Raw genomic sequence first — 20,918 nt, forward strand, 5'->3', positions numbered from 1 at the left:
CTATCGACCCCGTGTCGTCGTGCGGTAGACCTCGGCCAGCCGGGCGCGCGACCGCGCCCAGGTCAGGCTCTCCTCGATGTGCGCGCGGCCCCTCCGCCCCATCGCCGCCGCCTCCTCCGGGTACTCCAGCAGGATCCGGACGGCCCGGGCCAGCTCGGCGGGACGGTCCGCCGGGACCAGCCGCCCGTGCCGCCCGTCCGCCATCAGCTCGCGGACTGCGGGCAGGTCCGAGGCGACCACCGGGACGCCCGCCGCCATCGACTCGATCACCTTCAGCGGCGCGCACCCCTGGTCCAGGTTGCGGGCGCAGCCGGTCAGTGGCGCCACCGACACCTCGGCGTGCGCCAGCCACGCGGCGACCTCGTGGTGCGGCAGCGCGAACCGCCAGTCGACCCGCTCGGCGACGCCGAGGCGCTCGGCCAGCCGCCGCACCGGCTTGGCCCGCCGCTCCGGGACGGACGCGCACACCACCAGCCGCAGGCCGGGCAGGTCGGCGAGCCGCGCGAACGCGCGCATCAGCACGTCCAGGCCCTGCCACGGCTGGAGCGCGCCGACGTAGACCAGATACCGCTCGGGCGCGCCCGCGGGACGTTCCGGCCTGCCGCCGACGTCGGCGCCGTTGGGCACCAGGTGGATCAGGCCCTCCGGAACCCCGAGTCCCCGGACGGCCTCGCCGATCACTCGCGACGGCACCACCACCGCGTCGCTGCGCTCCAGGCAGAATCGCTCCAGTTCGCGGATCTTGCCGAGCGTGGCGGGCGCGGCCCAGGGCCAGGTGTGGCTCATCTCGATGGACGGCAGCCCGTTGACCTCGTACACGACCTTGTGGCGCCGTCCGTCCGCGACCGCCGGAAGCGCGCTCCACGGGTCGCGCACGTGGCAGACCTCCAGCGTCTCCCAGTGCGGCCGCAGGTGGGCCGCGACCCAGCCGGAGAACGCCTCGGCCCGGTCGATCAGGTTGGGGATCGACGCGTCGAACCGCGCGACCTCCCGCGTCCCCTCCCGCTGGTAGCGCGGCAGGTCGCCGCCGCCGATCGCGGCGAGCAGGCCGCCGTCGAACCGGGTGAACAGCTCGTCGGCCATCTGCGCGATGTGGACCGCCGACCCCTTGCTGGACGGGAACCGGTCGAACGCGACGTACGCCGCCCTGTGCCGCAGGGGACCGTGCATCATCCGACCGCCGCCCCTTCCGGCACGGTCCGCAGCCCGCGGTGCCAGGCGATCTGGTCCGCGAGCCCCTCGGCCAGGTCCGTCGCGGCCGTCCAGCCGAGCAGCTCCCGGGCGCGGGACGTGTCGGCCCAGGTGCGCGCCGCGTCCCCGGCCACGGGCGTCTCGCGCCGGATCTGCGCCGGGACGCCCAGTGCGCCGGTGAGCATCGCGATCGCGTCGCGGACCGCCACATGCTCGGCGTGCCCGATGTTGACGGCGACGCCGGGCGGCAGGTCCTCGGCCGCCGCCGCCAGCGTGGCCGCGACGACGTCCCGCACGTGCGTGAAGCTCCTGGAGCTGCGGCCGTCTCCGAACACCGGCAGCGGGCGCCCGTCCAGCGCCGCCTCGACGAACCGGTGGAACGCCATGTCGGGGCGCTGCCGGGGGCCGTAGACGGAGAAGTACCGGAGCAGCACCGTCCGCAGCCCGCTCCGGGCGGCCGTCCGCGCGAGCCGCTCCGCCTTCGCCTTGCTCACCGCGTACGGGCTGGCCGGCTTCAGCGGATCGTCCTCCCGGTTCGGACGCGGTCCCGCCGACCCGTACACCGACGAACTGGACGCGACGACGACCTTCGGCCGCGACCGGGGCGGCCGCTGAACGCAGGCCGCGAGCAGCCGCCGCGTCGCCGCCACGTTGTCCCGCTCGACGACCGCCTTGCCCGGCCCCCACGAGTCGCGCACCCCGGGACGTCCCGCCAGGTGCACGACGACGTCCGCGGCCGAGACGGCGGCGAGATCGTCCACCGCCAGGTCGAGTTCGGCGGCGACGACCCCCGGCCTGGTCGCGACCCTCGCCCACGTCCGCCGGGCGACGCCGGGACTCAGCGAACGCTCCGGCGCGTCGACGGCCAGCACCTCATGCCCCGCCCCCGAGAACGCGTCGACGACATGGCTCCCGATGAACCCCGCCGCACCAGTGACCACCACCCGCACCCGGGCACCTTATCCATCACAGCCCGAATTGGGACAGGGCTCCCGTCCCTGCTCACAAGGGACTTCCCGCCGGGACACGGGCTCGGCCCGGGATCGAGTGAACGAAAAAGGTGGCCGGACTCTCGTCCGGCCACCAGAAACGGTCCTCACCGCGTCAGCGGCGAGGTCCGGTCAGCTCTGGCCCGTCGTTCCCTCGGGCTTGGGCTTGGCGCCCCCGGGGTGGGAGCCGTCCGTGTCGTTCTCGGCGTCGCGCAGCTGCACGAAGCCCGCCGCCCGGACATCCGGGTCCGAACTCGAGGTCATGTCCAGACCGGTTTGCCACTTCTTGGGGTCGTGGGTGTCAGCCACTTGAACCACATCCTTCGGTGTATTTGGTTCCGTTCCCCGCGACGCGAGGCGACCCGGCCCTGATGGCCGGGTCGCCGAAGACCCTAAACGATCTTGCCGCCGCGTGCACGCTCACGGAGCGTCCGCCGGTGTCCAGCACCTCGGCGCCGAGCGTGCGGGCGCCCGCGCGGCTCAGCGGGGGCGGGACACGCGGGTCTCGTCCCAGACGGGATCCGCCGACTCGTACACCGAGCCGTCGGACCCGAACACCAGGTGGCGGTCGAAGGCGCGGGCGAACCAGCGGTCGTGGGTCACCGCGACGACCGTCCCCTCGTAGGACTCCAGACCCTCCTGAAGCGCTTCGGCGCTGGCCAGGTCGAGGTTGTCGGTGGGCTCGTCCAGCAGGAGCAGGGTGGCGCCGCCCAGCTCCAGGAGCAGGATCTGCAGGCGGGCCTGCTGCCCCCCGGAGAGGGTCTCGAAGGGCTGCTCGGCGCACACGTTCAGCTCGTAGCGGGTGAGCGCGCTCATCGCGTCGCCCCGCAACTTCGCGTGCTCGGTCATGACGATCTCGCACGGGGTGCGTCCGGCCAGGTCAGGACGGGCGTGGGTCTGCGCGAACAGGCCCGGCACCACCCGCGCGCCCAGCCGGGCCACGCCGGTGTGCGCGACGGGCTTCACCGGCGTCGCGCCGCGGGGAAGCGCCTCCGCGACGGCCGCGAGGAGGCGCAGGAAATGCGATTTCCCGGAGCCGTTCGAGCCCAGGACGGCGACGCGCTCCCCGTACCAGACCTCGGTGCCGAACGGCTTCATCAGGCCCGTAAGTTCGAGCTCCTCGCAGACCACCGCGCGCTTGCCCGTCCTGCCGCCGCGCAGGCGCATCTTCAGGTTCTGGTCGCGGGGCGGGATCTCGGGCGGCCCCGCCTCCTCGAACTTGCGCAGCCGGGTCTGCGCCGCGCGGTAGCGGGACGCGAAACCGTCGTTCACCGTGGCCTTGGTCCGCAGGGTGTTGACCAGCTCCTTGAGTTTCGCGTGCTCCTCGTCCCAGCGGCGCCGCAGCTCCTCCAGGCGGTCGTTGCGGTCGCGGCGGGCGGCGGCGTAGGTGGAGAACCTGCCGCCGTGGATCCACACCCGGGACGCCTCGACGGTGACGATCCGGTCGGCGGTGCGGTCGAGCAGCTCCCGGTCGTGCGACACCAGCAGGACGGTCTTGGGCGTCTCCCGCAGCCGCTCCTCCAGCCACCGCTTGCCCGGGACGTCCAGATAGTTGTCGGGCTCGTCCAGGAGGAGGACCTCGTCGGGGCCGCGCAGCAGGGCTTCGAGCGCGAGCCGCTTCTGCTCGCCGCCCGACAGGGTGCGGACCTCACGCCACCGGCACGAGTCGTAGGAGACGCCGAGGGCCGCGACGCAGCACGCGTCCCAGAGCACCTCGGCCTCGTAGCCGCCCGCGTCGCCCCATCCGGCGAGGGCCGTGGCGTAGCGCAGCTGGGCGGGCTCGTCGTCGCGCTCCATCATCACCAGCTCGGCCGCCTCCACCGCGGCCGCCGCGTCCCGGACCCGCGGCGGCGCCAGCGACAGCAGGAGGTCGTGCACGCTCGACCCGTCCCGCACGCTGCCGATGAACTGGCGCATGACGCCGACGCCGCCGCTGTGCGCGACGGTCCCGGACTGCGGCACCAGGTCGCCCGCGATCAGGCGCAGGAGCGTCGTCTTCCCGGCGCCGTTCGGGCCCACCAGGGCGGCCGTGACACCGTCGCCGACCCGGAAGGAGACGTCGTCGAGCAGCATCCGGCCGTCCGGCAGCACATGGCCGACGTGGCCCACCTCGACGTGTCCCATGCTGCCGAGTGTCGAGAACCCCCGCCGGACCGTCAATCCAATTAACCACGCCTGAGGGCTCGGTCATGCCGGGCCCCTCACCCGTCAGGCCCACGCCGTCCAGTGTCGGGAAGGCCCGCCGGCCACCGGCCGATTCAACCCCGCGAACAGGGACCGAGAAGCGGTCGGAGGCGTATTCCGGGATCGACGGATCCCGGGAGCGTGGCGTATGTGCCCTGACCAACGCCGATGGTCAGTACCCTTGGGGCCGTGAGTCGAGAAGGTGTGACGCCGCAGAGCGAGGATTTCTCCGCCTGGTACAACGAGCTGGTGGTGCAGGCCCAGCTCGTCGACCGCGGACCGGTTCGCGGCACGATGGTCATCCGCCCGTACGGTTACCGGGTGTGGGAGCTGCTCCAGGCCGACCTGGACCGGCGCATCAAGGAGGCCGGGCACGACAACGCCTGCTTCCCGATGCTGATCCCGGAGTCCTACCTCAAGCGCGAGGCCGAGCACGTCGAGGGCTTCTCCCCGGAGCTGGCCGTCGTCACGCACGCCGGCGGCAAGGAGCTGGAGGAGCCGCTGATCATGCGGCCGACCTCCGAGACGGTCATCGGCGAGTACATGGCCAAGTGGATCGACTCGCACCGCGACCTGCCGCTGCTGCTGAACCAGTGGGCGAACGTCGTCCGGTGGGAGATGCGCCCCCGGATGTTCCTGCGCACCACCGAGTTCCTCTGGCAGGAGGGCCACACCGCGCACGCCGACGAGGACGACGCGATGCGCGAGACGATGTGGGCGCTGGACGCCTACGCGAGCGTCGCGCGGGACCTGGCGGCGATCCCGGTCGTGGCGGGGGAGAAGACGCCCGGCGAGCGGTTCGCCGGCGCCGTCCGCACCTACACGATCGAGGCGATGATGCGCGACGGCCGGGCCCTGCAGGCCGGCACGTCCCACTACCTCGGCACCAACTTCGCCAAGGCGTTCGAGATCCAGTACCAGGACGAGGAGGGCAGGCTCACCCTCGCGCACACCACGTCCTGGGGTATGAGCACCCGCATGATCGGCGGCGTGATCATGACGCACGGGGACGACAAGGGCCTGGTGATGCCGCCCCGGCTCGCTCCCTACCAGGTCGTGATCGTGCCGATCGGCCGCAAGGAGCAGGGCGAGCAGGCCGCCGAGCAGGCCCGCCGGCTCGGCGCGGCGATCAAGTCGACGGGCATCCGGGTGCACGTCGACGACAACCGCCCGCAGCTGACGCCCGGGTTCAAGTTCAACGAGTGGGAGATGCGCGGCGTCCCGATCCGCATCGAGCTGGGCAAGCGCGACATCGAGGCCGGCGTCGCCACCGTCGTCCGGCGGCTCCCGACCGTCGAGGGCCAGGGCAAGGAGCAGATCCCGCTGGACAAGGTGCCCGAGGTGCTGCCCGGGATGCTCGCCGACTTCCAGTCGTTCCTGCTGGCCAGGGCCGAGAAGTTCCGCGAGGACAACACCGCCGTCGTGGACGGCTGGGACGCCTTCGCCGCACAGGTCGCCACCGGCTGGGCCCGCGCGTTCCACTGCGGCGACACCGCGTGCGAGGACGACATCAAGGCAGAGACCGCCGCGACCCCGCGCGTCATCGCGACCGACGCGCCCGAGGAGACCGGCGTCTGCGTGAAGTGCGGCCGCCCCTCCGCCTACGGCAAGCGCGTCATCTTCGGCCGCTCCTACTGAGGCGCCTCTGGGCGGGCCCGCCGAGGGGCGGGCCCGCTCCGGGCCGGCCGGCGAGTGGCCCGACTTTTCGGTTTCCACGGTCGATTCAGGCAAGTCCATCGACATTGACAGGGACGGTCACGTTCCTCTCGTGATGCGTGCGCACTCTCGCTCCCTCCAGAGTGATTCTCCGGTCTCGCCATCGATTTGGTTTCTCGGCGAGACAGCGGAAAGGTATGCATCGCTGCGGATATCGGACCGCAGAGCAGACCTCAACGCATCCGAGGAACTCTCATGGACTTCTTCAATAAATATCGCTGGGCCTTACTCCTCTCCCTCGTGGTGGCGGCAGTGGGCGGCATCCTGGCGATGGCGGGCGGCTCCAAGGCCGACCGCGACACGCACCCCGGCAACGTCGGGGACTGGGGCACCTGCCCGAACGGCAAGGAGATCAAGTCCCTGGCCCGCGGGTTCTCGACGCCGAAGGACGGTGTCATCACCCGGCACCTCGAACAGCCGGGGTGCTCCGCCGCCGTCAAGGACCCGACCGGGACGGTCCTCTACACCGAGGTGATCCGCTCGCACCGCTACGTGGTGGTGACGGGCAACGGGCTCACCGTGACGAGGCTGGTCGACGGACGCGACCCCGAAGACTGCAAGATCGGGCGACCGTACCGCCGCTGCCTCGCCTCCCACGATGCCGTTGACTGAGGGGCTCCCTCGGCCGACGGCCGGCACCTGGATCCTCGGAGCGTGCCACGCGCGCTCCGAGGGTTCCTTCGCCGCGTTCGCGGCCGCACCGGCCGGAACCCGGGCGACCGCGTTTCAGGACTCCTCGGCCTCCGGCGCGCGGGCCTCCGTGCGCCGCCTCGTCAGGTACGGCTGGACGAACCACGCCCACCCGCCGAGGACCACGGCGACCGCGGCCGTCGCGGCGGCGGCCGCCGCCTCGTCCGACAGCGACTCGACGAGCAGCGTCGTCGCCGCGGTCATCGAGACGCCCAGCGCGAAGGCGCCGGCGATCCCGAACCGGTTGGCGCGCCGGATCAGCAGGGCCTTCTGCCCGAGCCGGAAGAGGATCCGATGCTGGATGACCGGGGCGATGAAGCACACGGACGCAAGGCCCGCCCCGAACAGCGCGACGTAGAACAGCACCCTGCCCGTCTCGCCGACCTCCTCGTCGAAGCGCGCGGAGAACGGGACGGTCAGCAGGAACGCGAAGAGCACCTGCACACCGGTGGTCGCCACACGGAAGCCCTGGAGGAGCTCCATCAGTTGCCGGTCCAGCCGCTCGTGCTCTGTCTCGTTACGGGGCTTGCTGGCGGGATCGACGCTCATGAAAGCCGTTTACCCCAGCAAAACGCCGGTCAGTCGCGCGGCCGGGACGTTCTAGTCGAGGCTCGGCGGCTCCACCCGCAGCGCGAGCATGGACACGTCGTCGCGCAGGTCGCCGTCGCAGTAGTCGAGCAGCGCCCGCTCCACCCCGGCGAGCATCTCCTCCGGCGGCTTCCCGGCGTGCCCGGCGAGCGCCTCCAGCAGCCGCTCCTGGCCGAACTCCTGCCGCGTCATGTCGCACGCCTCCAGGACCCCGTCCGAATGCAGGATCAGCGTGTCGCCGACGGACAGGTCGATCGTGTCGAGCCCGGCCTCGAAGTCCTCGAACAGGCCGAGCGGGACGCCGCCGCGCGACGCCGACCGGATCACCCCGTCGGCGCGGACGACGATCGCCGGCGGGTGGCCCGCGGTGCCGAGCGACACGATGATCCGCTCGGTCTCCAGCGTCATGCTCGCCATCACGGCGGTGACGAACCGGTCCTCGTCCAGCAGGGCCTCGTTCACGGTCGCGAGCACGTCGCCGGGACGGGCCTTCCACCGCGACGCGAGCCGGACGCAGTGCCGGGCGGTCGACGTCACGGCCGCCGCGTCCTCGCCCTTGCCGCACACGTCGCCGAGGACGAGCCCCCACCCGTTCTCGGTGCGGAACACGTCGTAGAAGTCGCCGCCGACCTCCGAGCCGTGCGTGGACGTCAGGTACCGGGCCGCCACGCTCACCCCCGGGATGGACGGGAGCGTCTTCGGCAGCAGCCCGGCCTGCAGCGTGTCCGCCACCTCGGCGCGGCGCCGGTAGAGCCGCGCGGCCCGGATCACCAGGGCCAGGTAGCGGCCGAGCCGCTGCACGACCCCGAGGTCCATGAGGTCGAACGGGCCGTACTCGCCGCTGGCCGCCAGCGTGATCGTGCCGATGGCGCGGTCGCCGTCCTCGATGGGGACGCTGAGCACCGACGTCGCACCGATCTTGCCGCACACCGGCAGCCCGTCCGGGCACATGCCGAGCACGTCGAGGTCCTCCACGTGCGGGCGCAGCGCGCTCTGCCGGGTGACGAACACGTCGTGGGGAAGCGTGTCCTCGGCGGGGTCCACCTCTTCCAGCATCCTCGCGGCCTCGACGGACCGCTCGTCCTCCGGGCCCATCACGACCTGGCGGCGCAGCGGGAGCGCCGCGCCTGCCCTGGTCGCGCCGCCCTGCGCGCCCGCCGGCGGACCGCCGCCGCCAGGGCCGGTCAGGTCGATGAAGGCCCAGTCCGCCAGCTCGGCGGCCAGCAGCCGTGCGCAGCGCCGGACGGCCACCGTCTCGTTGAAGACCGGCTCGTCCAGCAGCAGCTCGCTGGCGGTGGCGAGGACGTCCATCCGGTGCACGATCGTGGCCACGGCCTCGTCGTCGCCCTGCCCGCCGTCCCCGGCCCGCACCCGGGCGGCACCCGCCGCCTGGGCCCTGGACGCGGGCGGCCCGCCGTCGTCGGCGGGGGTGGTCGTCGGCCCGGCGGCCACCACGACCATCGGGTCGGGCTCGCCGCGGATCCACACGCGCGCCACCGTCAGCACGGCGTCGATCGGATGGTCGCGGCCAAGGAACCGGACGCTGACGCGGCGCCGCTGCCCCGTCCGGATCACCGCCGCCAGCTGCGACCGGACCGCCGCCCGGGTCGCCATGTCGCAGAACGCCGTGAACTGCTTGCCCGACACGTATCCCGCCGACGTGCCGAGCAGCATGGCCGCCTGGCGGTTGACGCGGCGGACGTTCGTCGTCCGGTCGAGCAGGAACAGCGGCACGGGGGCGTCCTGGAAGACCGTGCGCAGCACGCGCCGCTCGTTCTCGGCGGCGGCCGACCCGCTCGGCTCGCCGGCCTGCTCGCCGCCCATCGTGCGCAGCACGGTCAGCGCCAGCTCCAGCTCGACCAGCGCCGCGTCCAGCGTGGCGCGCAGGTCGGGCTCGGGCACGCCGGCGGCCTGGCGCAGCTCGCCGATGCGTCCTTCGAGGTCCGAGACCTCCCGCAGGAGGGTCTCGGGCTCGAGCTGGTCAGGCCGATCGTGCATCTGGTCTCCTTTCGTCCGCGTCGCCACGGTGGAACCAGGCGGCTCCCGCCCGTCCCGGGCCGGACACCGTTCTACGGGGCCGCTCCACGCAGCCTATGCTCCCCGCCCGCACCTAGGGCAGGCCCTGGTGACCGACGATACGCTGGGCAAGTGCGGTGAGCTTCACGTGGCGTGTCTGTGAGATGCGACGCATCTCGGCGAACGCCTCGTCGGCGTCGCAACCGAGCGCGTGCATGAGAATTCCCTTGGCCTGGTCGACGACCGCACGCGCCTCGACGGCCGCCTGGAGCTGGACGGCGGTGCGGTGCACGTCGTCGTACTGCTGGCTGTTGGAGAAGGCCGCGGTGCCCTGCGCGACCAGCAGGGAAGTGATCGCGTGCCGCTCGGGCCCGAGCGCCTTCGCCGTCACCCCGTACAGGGTGAGCGTGACGAGGACCCGCGGGCTCGCGTGCGGGGTGGTGGCGAAGCAGCGCACCCCGCGGCGCAGCATGTCCGACATCGCCTCGGGCCAGCGGGTCTCGGCGAGGATGTCGTCGGAGGTCAGCGCCCGGCGGTCGGCCACCACGTCGAACAGCGGACCGTGCCCCCGGGACAGCTGCCGGTCGGTCACCTCGGCGAGGTCGGGATGGCTGGCCGCGGCGGCCAGCGGTTCGGGCCGGTCCTCCTGCGCGGCGGCGCCGTGCCCGTCCCTCGGGGACATGCCGGGCATGCCGCTCGCCCGGTCGGGCAGGCCGACCGTTGAGCCCGCGCCGCCGTGCGCGCTCGGCACCGCCCAGCGCACGCTCGCGGCCCCCGCGCATCCGGGCACCGCCCGCGCCGCGAGCTCGGTCACCCGGTGCAGGGTGCCCACGTCCGAGGACTCCCCGACCATGCCCAGCCGGGCGATCTCCAGCGCGAGCTGGTCGGTCAGGACCGTTTCGGTGGGCGTCACCTTTCCGAGAGTAGCCTGCCCCGGGGGATGCGCAGGCGGGCCCTGCTCGGCCGGGCGGCCCTGGTACCTCACGGGGGAGTCCTAGTTGTTGGGCGGCGCCTTGCTGATCTCGGGGAGCGGGCCGGAATCGCCGTTGGCCAGGGCCAGGTCGCCGATGCACACGATCCCGACGGGGTGGTGCTCGGCGTCCACGACCGGCAGGCGCCGGATGGCGTGCTCGCTCATCAGCCGCGCCACCGTGTCGGTGTCGTCCTCGGGGTGGACGGTGGTCAGCTCGGCCGTGCACACGTCGCCGAGCGGGGTGAGCGAGGTGTCGCGGCTCTCGGCCACCGCGCGGATGACGATGTCACGGTCGGTCACCAGGCCGCAGAGCCGTCCGGCGTAGGTGACCAGCACGTCGCCGATGCCCTCGTCCCGCATGATGCGAGCCGCCTCGTAGAGCGTCGCGTCGAGCGGCAAGGACTGGGGCGCCGCCGTCATCACGTCGCTGATCCTCGATGACATAGCGCGCACATCCTCCCGAATAGCCGACGCCTCGCGTGGCCCGTGTGTGCGCGCCTTACCCACGGTCGGCGGCCTCATTCGGACGGTTTGCGAATCGGCCGCCGACCTGCGCCGGGTCAGAACGCGAAGACCGTTCCGGTGCGCGACAGCATGACGCAGTCGTTGCCGTACTCGGCCTTGAAGCGGGCCGGTCTGCCCTTCCACCGCCCCTCTGCGCGGGCGACCACAGGTGCGTGGACGGCGGTGCACATCCGGCCGTCCGGCCGGTGCTCGAACCGCCCGCCCGACCCGTTCAGCTCCAGGCAGGCCCGCGCCGCCTCGGGGTGCTCGCCCCCCGCCGGATCGCAACGCAGCGTGACCGTCCTGCTCCCGGACGTACTACTGCCCGGATGCGTGACGGAAAGCCGCAACGACGTCTCCGGCCCGGAAGGCGCGGTGGGCATCAAGGCGACCACCGCCCCCACGACGACCGCACTGAGAAAGTTCGGCATACGCGACTCCCGAGATTCCGAGGGATGTCGCACAAAGTATCCGACCAATAACAGACCGTGCAGGAAAATGAACAACCCGCAGCCACAAATGCAGCTGCGGGGTCATTGTCGCCTAACTACGCGGCCAGGGTGTGCGCGGCGCGGTGGTCTCCGAGGGAGTCGCGGAGCTGCTTGCGGCCGCGGTGGAGGCGGGACATGACGGTGCCGATGGGGGTGCCCATCATGTCGGCGATCTCCTTGTAGGCGTAGCCCTCGACGTCGGCGAGGTAGACGGCGTCCCGGAAGTCCTTGGGGAGGTCGCGCAGGGCGGCGACCACCTGCGAGTCGGGGATGCGGTCGAGGGCCTCGGACTCGGCGGACCGGAAGCCGGACGCGTGCGCCTCGGCCTGCGCGATCTGCCACTCCTCCAGCTCCTCGGAGCCGGCCCGCTGGGGTTCGCGCTGCTTCTTGCGGTAGGTGTTGATGAAGTTGTTGGTGAGGATGCGGTGCAGCCACGCCTTGAGGTTCGTGCCTTCCTGGAACTGGTGGAAGTTCACGTACGCCTTGGCCAGCGTCTCCTGGACCAGGTCCTCGGCCTCGGCGCTGTTGCGGGTCATGCGGACGGCGCTGATGTAGAGCGGGTCGGCGAGGGGCAGGACATCGCGCTCGTAGCGGTGCGCGTCGTCGGACGTGGCCGTGCCGTCGCGGCCGTTGTCGCCCTTGGCGTTGCGGTGGACGGGCGTGGTGACAGCGGTCATCGTCGCTCCCCGTGGTTGTGTCCCCGGTCAGAGGGGACGGTTGCCTGGCGCGTGGTCGGGGGCACGCGCGGGCCGGGCGGATGAACCGCCCCCCGTCAAGTGGTACGTGCCACCGTTCCCGGCGGGTTCGGTGTGGCCTCGGCCTCGCATGGAGGGTGGGCCGAGGGTTCGGCGCGCTTCGGCGATGCCAGAGCGACCCCGTACTTGGGACGTCGCGGGCCTGCCCGATCGAGCGCTTCCGTCCGCCGGTGGGTCTTCCTGCCCTGTAAGACGCATGGAACGCGCCAAATGGTTGCCAGGATCCACGTGGCCTCCATCACACCGAGTCGTTTCTTGGTCAAAGCGGTACTGATCGGCGGGTATAGAGCCCGCCTCCGGGCCCGCACGCCGAGCTGGTCGGGCCGTGGGCCGGTCGTCTCCCCGGTCAGGGCGCGGCGAGGTGGCCTGCGAGGACGGCCCGGACCAGCCCGGCCGCGAACTCCTCCGGCTCGGGCGGGAGCCCGGCGCCCGCCGCCACCGTCTCCGCGCCCGCGAGCCGGGTCAGGAAGGCGTGCTGCTGGCAGCCGCCCAGCAGGGCCGCGGCGATGAACGGCAAGGGTGCGCCGTCCGCCAGTCGTCCGGCCTTCCGCTCGGCCTCCAGATATCCGATGAGCGCGGCGTGACCCATCACCGGCCCCGCCGCCGGCCCGCCGGGCGGGCCCGCCGGAGGACCGCCCGGCGCCCCGGGAGGCGTCGGCTCGCCGGTGGGGTGGCCTCTGCTCCACGCGCGCGACTTGGCGGCGGCCTCGTCCTGTGCCTTTCCGGGGCCGTCGCTCCGCAGCCACGCGATCAGCTCCGGGTCGGCCAGGACCGGGCCGGTCATCGGCAGCAGTTCGCCGTAGAAGCGGACCATCTCCGTCGCCAGGCGGGTGAGGTTCTCCTCCACCGTGCTCTGCCCGACCGACCCGAGAAGCCCCGTCATCGCGGTGCGCGCGGTCTCGGTCACCTGGGTCAGGGCCGCCGCGAACAGCGCGGTCTTGTTCGCGAAGTGGTTGTAGAGGCTGCCCTCGGACACGCCCGCGGTGCGCGCGATCTCCTTGGTCGTCGCGGCCACGATCCCGCGCGTCCGGATCACCGTGACCGCCGCGGCCAGGATTCGGTCCCGCATGGGTTCCGTCCGTGTCGCCAACCCGTCCCACCTCGCTTCCCTGCTGGACGTTAGCACGGGTCACGCGCAATGAGTGAGTGCTCACCCGGAGGCATTCGGCGGATCCCGAGGCGATCCGCCCTCACAGCATGTAGCTTCACTTTCACCGTGAGTCGCCGTAGGGCTCGCGGGCGTCGTTCCACTCGGGGGAGGGGGACCGCATGGTGATCGCGGATCTGCTGGGCGTCACGAGGATGACGGCCGTCACGGTGAACGACCGCGGCCGCATCAGCCACTGGGACGATACCGCCGCCGACCTGTTCGGCGCCGCGCGTCCGCAGGCCATGGGCCGCCCGCCCGGCGATCTCCTCCGGCTCCCCAGGGAGCACCGCGGCGCCTTCGAGCCGGAGGCCTTCGGGCAGGTCTGGTGCGGCGCCTGCACCCTGCGGCGGGCCGACAACGGGGAGCCCGCCGAGGTCGGCTGGTGGATCTACCCCATCGACGGCGCCCCGGGCGACCACGGCGTCCGGGTCCTGGCACTGGCCGCCGACCTGCGCAGGCTCCGCCGCGACGGGATCGGCATCACCGTCGGCGACCTCCTGCTCGCCCCGCCCGGCGAGCCGGGCCCGGCCGGCGCCGCCGCCCTCCGCCCGGCCGCCGTCCGGCTGCTGCGGGTCGAACCCACGCTCGCGGGCCCCTCGCCTGACGGGCCCGACCCGTTCGCGGGCCCGTTCGCCGACCGCCTCGCCGAACTGCTGCCCGCGCTCGACCCCCTCGCGTTCGGGAAGATCGCCTCGCAGGTCCTCGGCCTCGGCTGCCCGGCGGTGTCGTTAGGCCTGACCATCCGGCTGCCCATCGTCCCGCACACCGAGGCCGCGCCGGCCCCCGCGCCGACCGTCCCGCTGCCACGGCCGGTGCCGCGCGTCCCGGCGCCCCGGCCGCCGCGCGCCCGCCGGAACCTCTCCCACGCGCTGGAGCCGCTCGCCTTCCTCGGCGCGGCCGGCGAGCAGATCGGCAGCTCGCTCGACCACCTGCAGGCCGCCCGGACGCTCGCCGAGGTCCTCGTGCCGCGACTCGCCGACCTCGCCGCCGTCGAACTGCTCGAAAGCGTCGTCACCGACTCCGCGCCGCCCGCCGGCGAGGTCGACGAGACCACGCCGATGCGCCGCGTCGCCGTCGCCCACAACGACGAGCCCGGACGCTGGGACGAGGCCGTCCCCGAGGACGAGCCGCTGTCGGTGCCGTCCTGCACCCCGTTCGTCCAGGCCATGCGGACCGGGCGGCCCGTGCACGTCCAGCGCGTCGACGACGGGAGGGCCGCCCGGCTCGCCGCCGCCTTCGGCGCCCGCGACCTGCGTCCCCTGTTCACCGGCCGGGCGCTGCTGGTGGTCCCGCTGATCGCGCGGGGACGGGTGCTCGGCACGTTCATGCTGCTGCGCAAGCCCGACCGGCACGGGTTCGACGAGCTCGACCTCGCCATGGTCGACGAGCTGGCCCGGCGCGCCGCGCTCTGCGTCGACAACGGGCGGCTGTACCGGCGCGAGGTCCAGGTCGCCGAGGAGCTCCAGCGCAGCATGCTCCCCGACGTCCCGCCGGACGTCGACGGGGCCCGCGTCCGCTACCGCTACCGGCCCGCCGAGCAGGCCGCCCAGGTCGGCGGTGACTGGTTCGACGCCATCCCGCTGCCCGGCTGCCGGCTCGGCATCGTCGTCGGCGACGTCATGGGGCACGGCCTCACGTCCGCGGCGATCATGGGCCAGCTGCGCACCGCCGTCCGCACCCTGGCCGCCGAGGACATGCGGCCCGACCGGCTGCTGCGCCAGCTCGACGGCCTCGCCCGCCGGCTCGGCGAGGACTATCTCGCCACCTGCCTGTTCGCCGTCTACGACCCGGTCGAACGGCGCTGCACGGTCGCCAGCGCCGGGCACGTCCCGCCCGTCCTCGTCACGGCGGAGGGGGAGAGCCGCGTGCTGCCCGTCCCGCCGGGAGTGCCCATCGGGGTCGGCGGCGAGCCGTTCGAGACGGTGGAGTTCAAGGTCGAGGACGGCTCCCGGCTCGTGCTGTGCACCGACGGCCTCCTGGAACGCCGCGACCGCGACCTCGACACCGGCCTGGAGGAGCTGCGCGCCCGCCTCGCCGAGGCGTCCGCCGACCTCGACGGCACCTGCGACGACCTGCTCGACCGGCTCGCCGGGCCCACCCCCGCCGACGACATCGCGATCGTCGCGGTCGGGTTCGACGGCATCCCCCTCGACGACGTCGTCACCTGGCAGCTCGAAGCCGTGCCCGCCAGCGTCCCCTGGATCCGCGCCCAGGTCGGCGCCCTGCTCACCGGCTGGGGCCTGCACGACCTCGCCGAGAGCGCGCGGCTGCTCGTCAGCGAACTCGTCACCAACGCCCTCGTGCACGGCGCCGGATCCGTGGGCCTCCGCCTGATCAGGGGACGCACGCTGCTCTGCGAGGTGCACGACGACGGCGCAGACATGCCCCACCTGCGGCACACCGAGGCGACCGACGAGTCGGGCCGCGGCCTCCATCTCGTCGGCCACCTAGCCGCCCGCTGGGGCACCCACCGCACCGAGGGAGGCAAGGTCGTGTGGTTCGAACAGCGGATCCCGGGCCCTCCCACGGGCCGAGGCCGAGATCACGGGAATCGAACTGACGGCGTGGTCGGCTGACGGCGTGGTCGTGGGTGCGGCTCGCGGCTGTGTGAGGTAACTGTCCCGTTCGCGCCAGATACTTTCCAACGCCCGCTTCGTTCTGATCGAAGTGTCGCCGTTCGCCGAGGCCGCCGGGAGATGAGTTGGGTGGAAAGCTGACACTGCCGGTCCCCGAGACGCTCTACGGCACCTACGCCGTGGCGCTCGCCGAGCCGATCCGCGACCCGGCGGCCCTCGCCCGCGAGGAGCTGCTGCGGCGCATCTCGCCACCGCTCCGCGACCTCGTCCTCGGGATGCTCGGCAGCCCCATGCTCACCCTCGACCAGCGCCCGGCGGAGGGCTTCCCGCCGCTGCCCGCCGACCTGCTCGCCGTGTACGGCGGCTCCCCGTCCGACGTGGACGCGGTCGCCGCCGCGGCGCACGTCCTGGCCGTCCGCGCCGCGTACCGGCCGGGACGGCCGCCCGCCCACGAGTGGGCGGCACGCGCCGTCGCGGGCGCCGTCGGAGCGGCCGCGTCCGCCCCGGTGATCGACGTCTTCACCCCGCAGATCCTCACGCACGACCGGCTCTTCCGCTCCCTGCCGGGCCCGGGCGGCGCCGTCCGGCTCACGGACTGGATGCTCCTGCCGCACACCACCGGCAGGGACGGCTCCTACATCACCACCAGGGGACTCGCCAGGTTCGGACTCCCCGAACTTCAGACCGAGCACGTCCCGCCGGGCCTTGTCGAGCCCTGGGGACGCCTGCTGAACGGTCTCGCCCACCACGTCCTGGACCTCTGGCAGGACGAGCTGCCCGCCGGCGAGCAGCCTCTCTTCGTCGAGATCCCCGACGTGGTCTCCGTCGGCCTCCAGGACATCGCCGCCGCTCAGGGCGCCGACGAGCCGATGCGGCGCGAGGTGCCCGTGCGGCTGCGCCACGACCCGGCCCCGGACCCGGTGCTCACCGTGCTGCCCGCCGAGGACGGCCCGGACCGCCTCCGCTCCCTGTGCACCGCGCTCTTCGGGTCCCGATGAGCTTGCCTATGACCTCGATCTCAGCGCAGGATCGACATCGTGAGATTCGGCCCGCGCGACCGTCGCACCCCGCAGCCCGAAGACCCCGGACCCGAGGAGGCCGGACCCGAGACCACCCCCCGCCCAGGCCCCTACCCCGAAGACGTCCACGTGGCGGGCAAGGGCACCGCCCCGGAACCGGCGTCGGAACCGGCCTCGGCGTCGGAGGAGCCGCCGTCCGACTGGGTCCCCGTCCAGCCCCCTCCGGTGCCCGGGAACGAGCCCTGGACCCCCCACGCACCGGTACCGCCCCCGGCCCCGCCCGTCGAGACACCGGCGTCCGAGGAGGAGCCGCTGTGGGCACCGCGCGAGACGCCTTCCGGGTTCGGCGCGGGCGAAGCGTCGCCGGGCGAGTCCTGGACGCCCATGGAGGCCGGCCCCGCACCCACGGGGCGGCACGCGCGAAGTGACGACGAGCCGTTCCTGCCGGGGAAGGGGCTGGCCGCCGAGCCGCCTTCGGTGACCGCGCCGGACATCCCCGTGCAGCAGTGGGCGCCCCCGCCGCGGCCCGGCCCCATGGCCGACCCCGAGCGGCGCAGGGCGATGGCGGACGCGTTCGTGGCGGAGTTCGTGGGCAGCACCACGTGGCGGGCGACGCTGGCCGTGCTGGAGAGCGCCTTCCCCGGCCTCGGCATGGCCTCGACGCTGTCCCGCCGGACCGACGAGCTGTGGCAGACCATGGACGCCCTGGACCGGACGTCCGCGGCCAAGCTCGGAGTGCCGGCGTGGCTGGACGACGCGGGAATCGTGCTCGACCTCAGCGCCCGCCTCGGCGTGCGCCCGGTGCGGGCGCCGGGGCACGGGCTGTCGCGCCCGCCCCGCGCGTCCCGGCCGTACGCGGGGGCGTTCGTCATCGACACGCTCGACCCGCTGCGCTACCACCGTGCCGTCGGCGGGCCGCGGGCGCCGCGCGACCTGCCGGGGGAGGGGACGCTGCAGGCCCCGTCCGCGTCCGAGGACGACGACAGCGGCGTCGTGATCGTCGCGAACCTGACGTCGGCGGGCGTGCGCGTGCTGGACTCGGTGGCGCTCTGGCGCTACGCGGGCCGGGTGGTCACCGGCACGGTGCGCGAGGCGGGCCGTCCGGAGACGCGCGTCCGGGCTCGGCGTGCGCTGCGGGCCCTGCGGCGCGTGGTGGTCGTCGACCCGGACCTCGGGCTCGGCCTGTGCCTCCAGATCGACGCGGCGCGGGTGCCCCGGTGCCTGCTGGCGTTCAGGGTCGACCGGACCGACGGAGCGCCCCGGTTCGTCCGCCCCTGATCAATCCTCGGAACGCAGCCAGGTGAGGTCGCGTTGCCGGTCGGCGGGCAGCTCGCGGATGTGCTCGACGAGCCGCCACGGCTCGGTCGGCGGCGCGCTCTCGTCCGGCAGCACGCCGCACAGCACCGCGCTCTGCGTGCTGACCGCGACGAACGGCCCGAACCGCGCGACGCCGCCGCCCCGCAGCGACGCCAGCTCGGTGAGCAGCACGGTCACCGCGGCCGCGTCCTTCGGGTCGTAGAGGCCGCGCACGTAGGAGAACAGGTCTTCGGCGAGGACGTCGGGGCGCCGCCCGGACATCTGGTAGACGGTTCCCCGGTAGGTGCCGGTGGCCTGCTCCGACCGCTGGTCGCGCAGGCGGACGCGCAGCCCGCACTCGGCGGCGCACTGCTCGTAGGCCTCCGCGAGCAGCGCCTCGCTCTCCCCCTCCTCGCTCAGCAGCGCCCCGGTGACCACGCCCTCCTCCCGTTCGAGCCGGTCGAGCATCTCGCGGTGCAGCTCCTGGACGTCCTGCTCCACCGCGTCGAGCGTCCGCGCCAGCGCGTGCTGGGAGTCGCGGTCGAGGTCGATGCCCGCCAGCTCGTCCGACAGGTCGCCGAACTGCTTCTCCAGCCGCTCCACCCGCCCGGTGACGGACTCCAGCCTCTCCGTGACGTCGGACGGCGGCCCCTCGGGCTGCGGCGGCGGGATGGGGATGCCGACAGGCTCGGTCGCCTCGTCCACCACCCGCTTGAGTGCGTCGTGGTCGCGCGCGAGCTCGTTCATCTGCTTCCGCAGATTGCGCAGCTCCGCCTGGGCTTGCGGTAGCCGCTTGTCGGACGCCAGGTAGAGCTCGCGTCCGGCGATCGCGAGGCAGAGCAGAACCAGGATCACGGTGGTCATGTGACTCCTCGGGAAGCAGGCTGCGCTCACGACGATAACCACCCCCGGCCGGGTTGGCCGAGTGCGCAGCGGATCCCGTCCGAAACGCCCTTTTTTCCTTTACCCACCGTCCCTCCGGCTACCCCCGGGATCAGCCGAAGAGGCCGCCCAGGAGGCCGCCGAGGATCTCGGCGGCGCCGCCCGCGATCTCGCCGGCCACGTCGCCCGCGATGTCTCCGGCGATGCCGCCGGCCGCGTCCGCGATGACGTGGCCCGCGACGTTGCCCGCGTACCCGGCGAGAGCGTTGCCGAAGGCGTCCACGGGGACGCCGGCGACGTAGCCCGCGACGTTCTGCGCGTATCCGGCCGCGTCCAGGGCGCCCATGGCCATGCCGCCCGCGACCCCCGCCGCCGCGACCCCGCCGACCAGACCGGCCGCGGCGGCGCCGTGTCCGAGGTGGCCGTGTCCGAGGTGGCCGTGTCCGAGGTGGCGGTGCCCGTGGTGGCCGGGCGGACCGTGATGGACGGGCGCCGGCGGCGCGTGCCCGTGAGGCGGGTACGGCGCGGGCCCCGGCGGCGCGGGCGGGGGTGGCCCGCCATGGGCGGCGGGCGCATACGGCATCGGCCCGGGCGGGGCCGGAGGCGGCGCTCCGTGCGACGGCATCCCGTGCGGCGGCGCGGGAGGCGGCGGCGCTCCATGCGGGGCCGGAGGCGGTGCCCCATGAGGCGGTGCCCCGTGTGACGGCATCCCGTGACCGGGCATCGGCGAATGCGCGGGCGGCGGGAAGCCGTGCACGGGCGCCGGGGGCATGCCGGACGGGCCCGGCGCGTAACCCGGACTGGCCATCGGCGCGGGCTGCTGCTGCCCGGGAGCCGGCGCGGGAGGCGGGAAATGGGCGTTGCCGTGCGACCCGTACTCAGCCGGCCCGCCATAGGCGGCCGCGGGCGGCGGCGGTGGGAACGCCGAATGGCCACCGGGCGGCGGCAGCGGCGCCTGCCCGGGAGGCGGCGGGGGAGCGCCGTGGGACGCCGGACCGGGCCGGGACGACCGGGGCAGCGCCACCGCGGCCTCCAGCCACTGGCTGATCTTGGCGTTCCAGTCGGTCTCCGCGGCCTCGGCGTGCGGCACCTTGAAGACGCCGAACGACTCGTCCTGCGGGGTGTCGCGGTCCTCGGCGCGCAGGACGAAGGCCATGGCGCGCGGGCTGGCGACGAAGCTCAGCCCGACCTTCTCGATGCGCCCCTGGTGCGACGACGGCGGGTTGAGGTGGATCTCCTGGTGGAACGGCAGCTGCTGGGACACGCCCCGCAGCTGGGACGACTCGAACGTCACGTTCGTGATCTGGAAGCCGAGCCGGGCGATCGAGGCGAGGACCCACTGCTGGGACTCCAGCGGCTCCACCGAGATCGGGTCGATGTCGCCCGGGTCGGGCTGCCCCGCGACGTCGATCTCGGTGCACATCCCGATGGTGAAGCCGGGAAGCTCGTGGCCGAGGACGGTCGTGAACGGCAGCTCGTACGGCAGCGGGATGGAGAACGCCAGGTCGCGCTGCCCCCCGGTGTCCAACCGGAACCCGCGGGTCAGTGCGCCCCGGTACACCTCGGGTCCCGCCGTCTCGCCGCCGTGGTGCTGCATGCGCGGCATCAGCGCCAGCGTCACCTGCCGGATCTCCGCGGGCCCGGCGCCGCCGCGCAGGTGCACCTTGCCCGCCACGACCCCGCCGGGTTTGCAGTTCGGCTCCGCAAGGATCGTGTCGACGGACGGTCCACCGCCCGCCATCTGCCCGTAGGACACCGGCCGTTCCCCTCTCCCACCGCGAGGCGACACGCCCCGCGCCCACCCGCGCGACCCGGACGGTGCGCACCAGAAACTTAGACTCCCTCCACCATGCCACCGGTTCACCCCGCCCGGCCCAATCCCCCCGATATCCGACGGG

Annotated in this window: 18 protein-coding genes; 5 read left to right on the plus strand and 13 right to left on the minus strand. The window is 73.6% G+C overall.

The features are described from left to right. The 4 genes from CHC11_RS09005 to CHC11_RS09015 all read right to left on the minus strand — a co-directional run bounded on the left by CHC11_RS09005 (position 1) and on the right by CHC11_RS09015 (position 4,304). Positions 1–1,173, minus strand: a complete 1,173-nt coding sequence (locus tag CHC11_RS09005; protein ID WP_245918972.1) for a glycosyltransferase family 4 protein — start codon at positions 1,171–1,173, stop codon at positions 1–3. Continuing rightward, positions 1,170–2,141 (minus strand): NAD-dependent epimerase/dehydratase family protein, encoded by a 972-nt coding sequence (locus CHC11_RS09010; RefSeq protein ID WP_245918975.1) that lies wholly within the window; start codon positions 2,139–2,141, stop codon positions 1,170–1,172. Before CHC11_RS09010 ends, CHC11_RS09005 begins: the two co-directional genes overlap by 4 nt. Positions 2,142–2,312: 171 nt before the next feature. Next, a complete protein-coding gene (locus CHC11_RS41190; RefSeq protein ID WP_179278756.1) occupies positions 2,313–2,489 on the minus strand; it encodes a hypothetical protein in 177 nt (58 codons plus the stop codon). 171 nt (positions 2,490–2,660) lie between these two features. Then, positions 2,661–4,304, minus strand: coding sequence for an ABC-F family ATP-binding cassette domain-containing protein (locus tag CHC11_RS09015; protein WP_089311192.1), 1,644 nt, complete (start codon positions 4,302–4,304; stop codon positions 2,661–2,663). A 249-nt stretch (positions 4,305–4,553) separates the two neighbouring features. On the opposite strand from CHC11_RS09015, the gene proS reads away from it, so the two are divergent. Both proS and CHC11_RS09025 read left to right on the plus strand, forming a co-directional pair. Beyond that, positions 4,554–6,002 (plus strand): proline--tRNA ligase, encoded by a 1,449-nt coding sequence (gene proS, locus CHC11_RS09020; RefSeq protein WP_245918977.1) that lies wholly within the window; start codon positions 4,554–4,556, stop codon positions 6,000–6,002. Positions 6,003–6,275: 273 nt separating this feature from the next. After that, complete coding sequence (locus tag CHC11_RS09025) at positions 6,276–6,692, plus strand: hypothetical protein (RefSeq protein WP_143226982.1); 417 nt, start codon at positions 6,276–6,278, stop codon at positions 6,690–6,692. A gap of 114 nt (positions 6,693–6,806) precedes the next feature. Here CHC11_RS09025 and CHC11_RS09030 read toward each other — a convergent pair whose 3' ends face one another. The 7 genes from CHC11_RS09030 to CHC11_RS09060 all read right to left on the minus strand — a co-directional run bounded on the left by CHC11_RS09030 (position 6,807) and on the right by CHC11_RS09060 (position 13,166). After that, a complete protein-coding gene (locus CHC11_RS09030; RefSeq protein WP_089311195.1) occupies positions 6,807–7,319 on the minus strand; it encodes a DUF6328 family protein in 513 nt (170 codons plus the stop codon). Positions 7,320–7,370: 51 nt separating this feature from the next. After that, positions 7,371–9,356, minus strand: coding sequence for a SpoIIE family protein phosphatase (locus tag CHC11_RS09035; protein WP_089311196.1), 1,986 nt, complete (start codon positions 9,354–9,356; stop codon positions 7,371–7,373). Between the two features lie 112 nt (positions 9,357–9,468). Continuing rightward, on the minus strand, positions 9,469–10,287 hold the full coding sequence (locus tag CHC11_RS09040; protein ID WP_245918980.1) for an ANTAR domain-containing response regulator: 819 nt from the start codon (positions 10,285–10,287) through the stop codon (positions 9,469–9,471). 81 nt (positions 10,288–10,368) lie between these two features. After that, the gene (locus CHC11_RS09045) at positions 10,369–10,791 is read right to left on the minus strand and encodes a CBS domain-containing protein (RefSeq protein WP_089311197.1); all 423 of its coding nucleotides are present in this window, start codon (positions 10,789–10,791) and stop codon (positions 10,369–10,371) included. Positions 10,792–10,907: 116 nt separating this feature from the next. Further along, a complete protein-coding gene (locus tag CHC11_RS09050) occupies positions 10,908–11,282 on the minus strand; it encodes an SSI family serine proteinase inhibitor (RefSeq protein ID WP_089311198.1) in 375 nt (124 codons plus the stop codon). Between the two features lie 116 nt (positions 11,283–11,398). Next, entirely contained in the window at positions 11,399–12,019 is a 621-nt protein-coding gene (locus tag CHC11_RS09055; RefSeq protein ID WP_089311199.1) for a sigma-70 family RNA polymerase sigma factor, read from the minus strand. Positions 12,020–12,443: 424 nt separating this feature from the next. Then, complete coding sequence (locus CHC11_RS09060; RefSeq protein WP_089311200.1) at positions 12,444–13,166, minus strand: TetR/AcrR family transcriptional regulator; 723 nt, start codon at positions 13,164–13,166, stop codon at positions 12,444–12,446. A 200-nt stretch (positions 13,167–13,366) separates the two neighbouring features. Between CHC11_RS09060 and CHC11_RS09065 the strand changes: the two genes are divergently transcribed. The 3 genes from CHC11_RS09065 to CHC11_RS09075 all read left to right on the plus strand — a co-directional run bounded on the left by CHC11_RS09065 (position 13,367) and on the right by CHC11_RS09075 (position 18,120). Further along, entirely contained in the window at positions 13,367–15,823 is a 2,457-nt protein-coding gene (locus CHC11_RS09065) for an ATP-binding SpoIIE family protein phosphatase (protein ID WP_089311201.1), read from the plus strand. A gap of 125 nt (positions 15,824–15,948) precedes the next feature. After that, entirely contained in the window at positions 15,949–16,821 is an 873-nt protein-coding gene (locus CHC11_RS09070) for a hypothetical protein (protein WP_245918982.1), read from the plus strand. Between the two features lie 39 nt (positions 16,822–16,860). Further along, positions 16,861–18,120, plus strand: a complete 1,260-nt coding sequence (locus CHC11_RS09075; protein WP_143226983.1) for a hypothetical protein — start codon at positions 16,861–16,863, stop codon at positions 18,118–18,120. Here CHC11_RS09075 and CHC11_RS09080 read toward each other — a convergent pair whose 3' ends face one another. Both CHC11_RS09080 and CHC11_RS09085 read right to left on the minus strand, forming a co-directional pair. Continuing rightward, positions 18,121–19,002 (minus strand): hypothetical protein, encoded by an 882-nt coding sequence (locus CHC11_RS09080; protein WP_089311203.1) that lies wholly within the window; start codon positions 19,000–19,002, stop codon positions 18,121–18,123. Between the two features lie 130 nt (positions 19,003–19,132). Further along, the gene (locus tag CHC11_RS09085) at positions 19,133–20,776 is read right to left on the minus strand and encodes a sporulation protein (protein ID WP_179278758.1); all 1,644 of its coding nucleotides are present in this window, start codon (positions 20,774–20,776) and stop codon (positions 19,133–19,135) included. Positions 20,777–20,918 lie beyond the last annotated feature (142 nt).

Source organism: Actinomadura mexicana, assembly GCF_900188105.1.
GTDB lineage: Bacteria > Actinomycetota > Actinomycetes > Streptosporangiales > Streptosporangiaceae > Spirillospora > Spirillospora mexicana.